5 protein-coding genes are annotated in these 9,737 nt (G+C 53.1%); 3 read left to right on the forward strand and 2 right to left on the reverse strand.

The annotated features are described in order from the left end of the window. Positions 1-216: 216 nt before the first annotated feature. The 3 genes from NTZ04_06010 to carB all read left to right on the forward strand — a co-directional run bounded on the left by NTZ04_06010 (position 217) and on the right by carB (position 6,078). Positions 217-1,212 (forward strand): NrpR regulatory domain-containing protein, encoded by a 996-nt coding sequence (locus tag NTZ04_06010; protein MCX5991866.1) that lies wholly within the window; start codon positions 217-219, stop codon positions 1,210-1,212. A 429-nt stretch (positions 1,213-1,641) separates the two neighbouring features. Then, the gene (carA, locus tag NTZ04_06015) at positions 1,642-2,739 is read left to right on the forward strand and encodes a glutamine-hydrolyzing carbamoyl-phosphate synthase small subunit (GenBank protein MCX5991867.1); all 1,098 of its coding nucleotides are present in this window, start codon (positions 1,642-1,644) and stop codon (positions 2,737-2,739) included. 42 nt (positions 2,740-2,781) lie between these two features. Then, positions 2,782-6,078, forward strand: a complete 3,297-nt coding sequence (gene carB / locus NTZ04_06020) for a carbamoyl-phosphate synthase large subunit (GenBank protein ID MCX5991868.1) — start codon at positions 2,782-2,784, stop codon at positions 6,076-6,078. Between the two features lie 127 nt (positions 6,079-6,205). Here the strand turns inward: carB and NTZ04_06025 are convergent, their stop codons facing one another. Both NTZ04_06025 and thrS read right to left on the reverse strand, forming a co-directional pair. Continuing rightward, complete coding sequence (locus NTZ04_06025; protein MCX5991869.1) at positions 6,206-7,555, reverse strand: glutamine synthetase family protein; 1,350 nt, start codon at positions 7,553-7,555, stop codon at positions 6,206-6,208. A gap of 75 nt (positions 7,556-7,630) precedes the next feature. Continuing rightward, entirely contained in the window at positions 7,631-9,376 is a 1,746-nt protein-coding gene (gene thrS / locus NTZ04_06030) for a threonine--tRNA ligase (GenBank protein ID MCX5991870.1), read from the reverse strand. Positions 9,377-9,737: the final 361 nt, after the last annotated feature.

A 9,737-nucleotide genomic window follows, 5' to 3' on the forward strand; every position in this document is an offset into this window, starting at 1 on the left:
CCGGCCCCCATCCACCTCTCTCCCATCTTGTTCAAGCCCATTAGCCTCTTCTGTTCCTTCCTGTTCAATGTCACCGTCTCCTTCATAGGGTGACATTTTCCCTGAACGCTTAACCCCTGTCATAATCGTAGAACATCCACACGAATCCTCATCGAGTATTTGGCTTTTCAAGTGGAGGTGCTATAATGTCAACCAGCTTTTTTAGGAGTATTTCATATGGTACAAGGTGCTGGTTCCGATACCGAAAAGAAGATCATGTCAATCCTGAAGGTTCTCAGTGAGTCCAGCGAGCCACTGGGATCGATCACCATAGCCCGACAGCTCGAGCGCTACGGAGTTTCCCTGAGCGAGAGAGCGGTCAGATACCACTTGAGGATGACGGATGAGCGAGGCTATACGCAGCCTGCAGGGCGTGATGGCAGGATGATCACTGCCCAGGGACTCAATGAATTAGAGGTAGCGCTGGCGCCAGATCAAATTGGCTTCGTCCTGGATAGACTCGATCTCTTGGCTTTCCAGACCACGTTCAATCCCGGTAAGCGGACCGGACAGGTGGTTATCAACACTTCAATCTTCAGCCAGGACAAGTTCAAGAAGGCCCTGGCGGCTATGAGAGAGGTATTCAAGGCTGGGCTATGCGTGAGTGACCTTGTGGTAGTAGCCTCTGGGGGTGAGAAACTGGGCAACGTAGTCATACCCAGCGGCAAGATGGGTCTGGCAACAGTGTGCAGCGTGACTATAAACGGGGTACTACTGAAGGCCGGTGTCCCTGTAGAATCCAGATTTGGTGGTGTGCTCGAAATAAAGAACTCGAAACCAAGGCGCTTCGTCGCCATAATCAACTACGATGGCACGTCCCTTGATCCATCAGAGCAGTATATACGTGCCAAGATGACCAGCGTGGGCGAAGCAGCCAGAACCGGTAGCGGCAAGATACTGGCCAATTTTCGGGAGTTGCCAGCCCCATCGAGGTCCGTCGTTGAGGAAACAATCTCTAAACTGAAAGAGGTTGGTATTGGTGGAGTCTATGTTCTGGGCAATACCAGCGAGCCCGTCTGCCAGATTGCGCTGGGCTTGAATCGCATTGGCATGGTACTCATCGGGGGGCTCAACCCTGTGGCGGCAGCGGTGGAGGCAGGGGTCGAGGTCGACAATTTTTCCGAAAGCGGTCTGATTGACTTTGGACTTCTGGCGAGCTTTTGGAAATTATAGGCCGACTGCGAATCTGTAGCCATTTGCAGAAGGCATCAAAGACATGCTATTATTTCAGACCAGTGGGAACTGAGGGCGGTTCTGGTAGATCTGCTCCCACGGTGACCTAATAGCTTGCAACGATAGAACCTTTAAGTCAGCCCAGTGAGGCTGGCAAGGGAAGTGGTCTTGTACGAAGGCTCTAGGGAATACGAGAGGGACAAAACAAAAAACCTCTTGCCAGTGTGGCAGGAGGTTTTTTTATGTGCTCAAGAAGTGATTGTATTCTCTGGTGACATGCGGCGAACTCTCACAAGCGAAAACTGGAATTGTCAGCCCTTATTGGATCTCGAATAGATGGTTGACCCCCAAGCCTTTGCGTTTCCAAGGAAAGGAACAATGCTGCGATGGGATGAGGGTTCAAAGGACGGGTGATGGCGAGGAATCCAGATGACTAATAGAAAGGCGATCCTGGTGTTGGAAGATGGCTCGGTCTATGAGGGTAATTCCTTCGGAGCAGAGGCTTTCGCTTATGGTGAGGTTGTCTTCAATACCAGTATGACTGGCTACCAGGAGATGCTCACCGATCCGTCATATGCCGGGCAGATACTCGTTCTCACCTACCCGCTCATCGGGAACTATGGCATCAATGATTCTAACTTCGAATCAGCGCGCATCCGGGTGCGCGGCTTTGTGGTTCGAGATCAATGTCAGGAGCCCAGTCACTGGCAGAGCAACATGACCCTGCATCAATTCCTGGAGAATAGTGGCGTGCCGGCAGTCTATGGCGTGGATACGCGAGCACTCACTAGGCACCTGAGGTCTCGTGGAGTAATGATGGGAGCTATAGCCTGTGACCAATCTCCTGAGGATGTTCTGGCGCGGCTTCGAGGCCAGCCCCGCTACGATAACGTCGATTTTGTCAAAGGTATTAGCACCAAGGATACCTACCAATGGGAACCGGCACAGGGGGAAGTTGATGATGTGACTCACATTGTGGTCGTCGACTGTGGTCTGAAATATAACATTCTCCGTATCCTGCGGCGTCTGGGATGCAAAGTAACTGTTGTCCCTTGTACTTACTCCGCTCAGCAGATTCTCAGTCTGGAGCCCGATGGCGTCCTGTTTTCACCGGGTCCGGGCGATCCTGCTCTGCTTGGCTACATAGTCGAGACCGTAAGCAAGGTGGTGGGGGTGAAACCCATTATGGGCATCTGCCTGGGAGAGCAGCTTGTCGGCCAGGCCTTTGGAGCCAGGACGTTCAAGCTCAAGTTCGGCCATCGGGGTGGCAATCATCCCGTGCGCGATGTCAAAACTGGCAGGGTATACGTCGCTGCCCAGAACCACGGCTATGCTGTGGATGCCGACACTCTGACGGGGGGACTGGAGGTCAGCCACATCAACCTGAACGACGGGACTGTGGAGGGGCTCTGTCACCGGGACCTTCCCATACTGTCCATCCAGTATCACTCCGAGGCATCGCCCGGTCCTCAGGACAGTATCTATCTCTTTGACCGGTTCTTACAGATGGCCAGGGAAAGCAAGTGAACACCACAGAATGGGCGCACATTCTTATGGGAAGGAGTCTTGGTGCCGCGACGAAACGATATTAAGAAGGTACTGATAATAGGATCAGGCCCCATCATCATCGGACAGGCGGCAGAGTTCGATTATGCTGGTACCCAGGCGTGTAAGGCCCTCCGTGAGGAGGGGGTAACATCTATTTTGGTCAACTCCAACCCTGCTACCATCATGACGGACGAGGGCATTGCCGATGTGGTCTATGTCGAGCCTCTGGAAGTGGGCGTGATCGCCCGCATCATTGAGAGGGAGCGGCCTGATGGGCTCTTGGCAACCCTGGGCGGGCAGACCGGGTTGAATCTTGCTGTAGAGCTGGCTGATGCCGGCATCCTGGACAAATACAATGTGCATCTATTGGGCACGCCCTTAGAGACCATTAAGAAGGCAGAGGAACGGTCACTTTTCAAACAGTTGCTGGTGGATATTGGAGAACCGGTGCCAATAAGCGTCACTGTCGATTCGGTTGAGGAAGCATTGAAATTTGCGGAAACAATTGGCCTGCCTCTGATAGTTCGTCCTTCCTATACTCTTGGGGGAAGCGGAGGAGGCATTGCGCATACCTCAGACGAATTGAGAAGCATTGTAGCCGCTGGCTTGTCTGCTAGCCTCAGCCATGAGGTACTTGTTGAGAAGTGCCTCCTGGGTTGGAAGGAGATTGAATACGAGGTGATGCGGGATGCCTCCGATAACTGCATCATCATCTGCAACATGGAGAACATCGATCCGATGGGGGTACATACGGGAGATAGCATTGTGGTTGCTCCCAGCCAGACACTTTCTGATGGGGAGTATCAGATGCTGAGATCGGCCAGCATCAAGATCATCCGTGCTCTTGGCATTGAGGGGGGGTGTAATATTCAGTTTGCCCTGGCTCCCGGCCCAGTAGTAGCTGAGAAGTGGTCATCTGGAGAGGTGGGTATCACCTACTATGTGATTGAGGTCAATCCCAGAGTGAGCCGCAGCTCAGCTCTGGCCAGTAAGGCCACGGGGTACCCTATTGCTCGCGTAGCTACCAAGATAGCCGTAGGTAAACGGTTAGACGAGATTTCCAACATGGTGACTGGGAAAACCAGGGCGGCTTTTGAACCAGCCCTGGACTACTGTGTAGTGAAAATCCCCCGCTGGCCTTTTGACAAATTTGCTGCCGGAGACCGTACCACGGGTAGTCAGATGAAGGCCACCGGAGAAGTTATGGCTATTGATCGATGCTTTGAAGCAGCCTTGCAGAAGGCAGTTCGCTCGCTCGAACTTGGTGGCCGATCGCTACTCTGGGAGGATCGTAGTTGGGGTGATAACCCTGAAGCTTATCCGTTGCACTCACATGACACGAGGCTCTGGGTAATTATGGCTGCATTGCGTCGCGGGGCTGTTCCGAAGGAACTAGCGCAGCGCAGCGGAATCGATCCTTGGTTCATCTACAAAATGGGCAACATAGTGGAAATGGAGAGGCGTCTCTTGTCCGAGATACTGACCCCGGAGTTACTTTGGGAAGCAAAGCGGCTAGGGTTCTCCGATGAACAGGTCGGAACTTTGGCCGATAGACTGCCTGAGCAGATCCGCCAGGTCCGCCATGATTGGAACATGAGGCCCGTTTACAAAATGGTTGATACTTGTGCCGCTGAGTTCGAGGCTTCTACTCCATATTTCTACAGCAGCTATGAGACAGAGAACGAAGCCGAACCTTTGGCGATGCAGAAGGCTGTTGTCATTGGTAGTGGGCCCATCCGTATAGGGCAGGGCATTGAATTTGACTACTGTAGCGTGCATTCGGCTTGGGCCCTCCAAGAAGCAGGTTTTGCCAGTATCGTGATCAACTCTAATCCGGAGACCGTCTCCACTGATTTCGACACAAGTGATCGCCTTTACTTCGAGGCACTGGATGAGGAGAGTGTGAGGGACATCCTGGAGAACGAGAACGGCACGAGAACGTCCGGATCAGCCGTAGATGAATCGAGTGTTGGCAGCAGGCTCATGCCATCCATAGTGCAGTTTGGTGGTCAAACGGCGATTAACTTGAGTGAGCCCCTGGCTCGTAGCGGGATGCCTATCATCGGTTCCAGTGCTGAAACCATCGACATGGCCGAAGACCGTCGCCGTTTTGAGGAGTTCTTGGATCGCCTGGGTATCCCCCAGCCGCCTGGTGGCGCTGCTACAACCCTGGAAGGGGCTGAAAGTGTGGCGCGGTTGATTGGTTATCCGGTATTGGTTCGTCCCAGCTATGTCCTTGGGGGCAGAGCAATGGAGATTGCGCACAATGACTCAGAACTTGCTCTCTATATGGAAGAGGCACTGAAGTTGGGAACCAAGCACCCAGTCCTTGTCGACAAGTATCTGGAAGGCAAGGAAGTGGAGGTGGATGCGATTTGTGATGGGGAGAGGGTGCTCATCCCGGGCGTTATGGAGCATATAGAGAGAGCTGGGGTACACAGCGGAGATGCGATGACAGTGTATCCAGGGCTGGGGTTGAAGGATCTGGAGGTGAGTACCCTGGTGGATCATGCAGTGCGCATTGGCCTGGGCCTTCAGGTCAAAGGCTTGATGAATGTTCAGTCTATCATAATGCGGGAGGCAGATCGTTTCACAGTCTATGTATTAGAGGTGAATCCCCGTGCCAGTCGTACGATTCCCTTCATCTCTAAGGTCACTGGAGTTCCCGTGGTCAAAATAGCCACCAAAGTCATGGCTGGGAGATCACTTCGGGAACAGGGCTACGAAACGGGTCTCTGGAGAAAACAGAAGTTGGTGGGTATAAAGGCACCGGTCTTCTCTATGTCGAAATTGGTAGGGGTGGATACGTACCTTGGCCCAGAGATGAAGTCCACCGGCGAAGTGATGGGTATCGACTACACTTTCGAAGCGGCACTGGCAAAGTCACTCATGGCAGCTGGCCTCATGTTACCTTCCAAGGGCGCAATCCTTCTAAGTATTGCTGACCGAGACAAGTCTGAGTCGCTGCCAACCATCAGGAGACTTGTGGGAGCTGGCTACGAGCTTTATGCGACCGAGGGCACAGCATTAATGATTGAAAAGGAGGGACTGCCGGTAAAGCAGATCACCAAAAAGCTCAGTGAAGGGCATCCCAATGTGGTGGATGTCATAAGGGAAGGCTGGGTTGATGGTGTCATCAATACTATCACCGGAGCGCGTACTCCACTACGGGATGGGTTCGCCATACGCCGAGCTGCTGCAGAGAAGCGCATCCCTTGCTTTACTTCCCTGGACACAGCCCGGGTGGCAGTGGAAGCCATGGCGAGCAGCAATCATGCTTTCAATGTTAAGCCACTGAAAGAGTACCTGAGGAGATGAGGCAGATTGATGCGCCTGTCACATCTTTTCTGAAAGCGGTCTAATTGGCTTTGGACTACTGGTGGGCTTCTTGAAGTTGTGAGCCAACTATAGAGCCAAGCACTGAACTACGGTCTCAGCTCCGATCTTAGAGGATGGGCAGATATCTCTTCAGTTCGTAGTCAGTGACCTCCGTCCTGTAGAGATCCCATTCAATCTTCTTGTTCTGGATAAAGCTGTTAAAAACGTGATCACCCAGGGCTTTCCTCACCAGTTTGCTGCCTTCAGCTAGCTCAATGGCTTCAGCCAGACTTCCAGGCAGCATCCTTATGCCCCTCTTTTCTCGCTCCTCCGGCTTCAGCTCATAGACGTTCTCTTCCGCCGGCTTCGGCAGGGGGTACTCCTTCTCAATCCCCTCCAGTCCTGCTGCCAGTATGACGCTGAAGCAGAGATAGGGGTTGCATGCCGGGTCTGGCGAGCGGAATTCGATTCTGGTGGCCTTCTCTCTTCCAGGTTGATACTGGGGAATCCGGATAAGGTCGGAGCGATTGCGGCACGCCCAGGTAACGTAGACCGGTGCTTCATAGCCTGGAACCAGCCGCTTATAGGAGTTGACCCACTGACTGGTGACCGCGGTGATCTCTGGGGCATGTTTCAACAATCCAGCCAGGAAGCATTTTCCTACCTTCGATAGATGGTAGACGTCGTTCTTGTCAAAGAACGCATTCCGGTCACCTCTGAATAGCGATATGTGTACGTGCATGCCACTGCCATTGACTTTCCCGATAGGCTTGGGCATAAACGTGGCATATACACCATGCTTCTGAGCAATTTCCTTCACGGTAGTCCGGTAGGTCATGACATGGTCAGCCATGGTCAAGGCATCCGTATACCTCAGGTCTATCTCGTGCTGGCTGGGAGCGGCCTCATGGTGTGCGTATTCGACGCCGATGCCCATCTCCTCCAGAGTGAGTATCGTCTGCCTTCTCAATTCGCTGGCCACGTTAGGAGGTGTCACATCGAAATAACCACCCCTGTCCAAAACGGTGGTATCCTCATTGCTGCGGAAGTAAAAGTACTCCAATTCTGGCCCCACGTAGCAGGTAAGGCCCTTGTCGGCTGCCCTCTTCAAGTTCCTTTTCAGCACAAACCGGGGATCACCTTCGAAGGGTTGTCCATTAGGCCAGTAGATGTCACAGAACATCTTGGCAGTAGCATGCTCCAGTGGTCTCCAGGGGACGATCGAGAACGTATTGGGATCAGGCCGAGCTATCATGTCACTCTCGTCAATGCGGACAAATCCCTCAACAGATGAACCGTCAAAGCCCAATCCTTCGTCAAACGCCCTTTCGAGTTCCTCCACCGTAACGGAGAAGCTCTTCAGAAAACCCAGGATATCGGTGAACCACATCCTGATGAACTTGACATCCCGTTCCTTCACCACCCTGAACACATTTTCCCTGGCGTCTCCGGCCTTCTTTGGAGTCCTAGTAGCCATATCCCCTCCTTGAGATGTCTCTCACTGGATACCCTGACGTTTGTGCCTAAAGACCTGCTCAGGCCCAACCTGAGTCTATTTCTTGGCCTGTATGTCAGACTTGGCCATGGCCTTGAATTCTGCTACCGACTGTTTACCGAGGTCTTCGCCGTTGCGCAGGCGCACCGAGACACTGGCAGCAGCCGCTTCTTTGTCGCCAACCACTAGCATATAGGGAATCTTCTGCAACTGGGCCTCGCGAATCTTGTAGTTCATCCTTTCAGGGCGTACATCAACCTGGATACGAAGGCCTTCGGCTTTCAACTCAGCTTCCACCTTTCGGGCATAGTCGGTGTGCCGGTCCGAGATGGGGATGATCATTGCCTGAACAGGCGCTAGCCATACCGGGAACGCTCCGCCATAGTGCTCGACCAGCACTCCAAAAAAGCGCTCCAGGCTCCCCAGGAGAGCACGGTGAACCATATAAGGCCGCCGTTCCTTCCCGTCCTCGCCAATGAAAGTCATGTCGAATCGCTCAGGTTCAGTGAAATCGAACTGGATAGTCGAACACTGCCACGCGCGCCCTAGGACGTCCTTGATCTTTATATCAATCTTGGGCCCATAGAATACGGCTTCGCCTTCTTTCCGCTCATGTGGCAGGTTTCGGGCTTCCAACGCCTTGAGTAAAGAGCCCTCCGCCTGTTGCCACATGGCATCGCTGCCCACGTACTTTCCCAGGTTCTGAGGATCGCGCACGCTCAGTTCTACCTTGTACTCCTCGAAACCAAAGGCACGCAGCATACTGAGGCTGAAGTCCAGTACTCGCAGGATCTCATCCTCAATCTGCTCCGGGGTACAGAAGATATGTGCATCGTCCTGGGTGAAGCCCCGCACTCTGAGAAGCCCGTGCAGTGTGCCGCTCCGTTCATAGCGGTAGACAGTTCCGAGCTCGGCCCAGCGCAGTGGCAATTCGCGGTACGAACGCAGCCTTGACTTGTAGATCATGATGTGGAACGGGCAGTTCATCGGCTTGACGTAATACTCCTGTTCGTCGATCTCCATCGGCGAATACATGCTTTCCTTGTAGAAGTCCAGGTGACCTGAAGTCTTCCACAGGTGCGCCCGGCCGATGTGGGGTGTAAACACGATGTCGTAGCCGCCTTCCAGGTGCTGCTTCCGCCAGTAGTCTTCTATCAGCACCCGCATCAGCCCACCCTTGGGATGCCAGTAGGCCAATCCTGCCCCGGCCTCCTCATGGAAACTGATTAAGTCGAGCTGCTTGACCAGCCGGCGGTGATCACGGGCCTCAATCTCAGCGAGCCTCCTCAAGTGTTCATCGAGCTCTGCCTGAGTATCGAAGGCTGTGCCGTAGATTCGCTGCAGCATTGGTCGGTGCTCATCCCCGCGCCAATAGGCTCCGGCGATGCTCAGCAGTTTGAAAGGACCGATTTGACCGGTAGAGTTCAGGTGAGGACCACGGCAGAGATCAACAAATGAACCATGGCGATAGATGCTGACTGACTCATCTGGAAGGTCATTGATCAGTTCCAGTTTGTAGGGCTGCGAGGCGAATAGTTGACGTGCTTTCCCCTTATCTGCCTCTTCCCTGATGAAAGGCAAATGTGCAGCGATCACCCTTCTCATACCCTCTTCAATAGCAGGTAGGTCTTCTGGGACAAGCGGACGGGGCAGGTCGAAGTCGTAGTAGAAACCGTCCTCAGTGGCTGGACCTATGCCCAATTTTGCTTCAGGGAAAAGTTCTTTCACTGCCTCGGCCATGACATGAGATGCTGAATGGCGCATCGTCTCCAGTTTTGACTTATTATCAGACATTTGGTTCATCCCCATTCTGACTTAAATTAGGAACCTCTCTGCCGTCAGGGCACGAGAGGTTCACAGTCTGCTGTTGCGCTGAGTCAAATTCAAATATACCTTCCAGTTAAGGTAACAATAAATCTGAACCAGCGACCTCTGCAACGCTATGACCAAAAAAGGATTTCTGTTAACAATCACCTATTGTCATGTCAAAAGAAGGATTTGTCAATAGTGCTTACTGGCCCCCTGTGGATGTTCTACGATTATGACAGGGGTTAAGCGTTCAGGGAAAATGTCACCCTATGAAGGAGACGGTGACATTGAACAGGAAGGAACAGAAGAGGCTAATGGGCTTGAACAAGATGGGAGAGAGGTGGATGGGGGCCGG

The organism is Chloroflexota bacterium (assembly GCA_026389585.1).
Taxonomy (GTDB): Bacteria; Chloroflexota; Dehalococcoidia; order UBA2247; family RBG-13-53-26; genus JAPLHP01.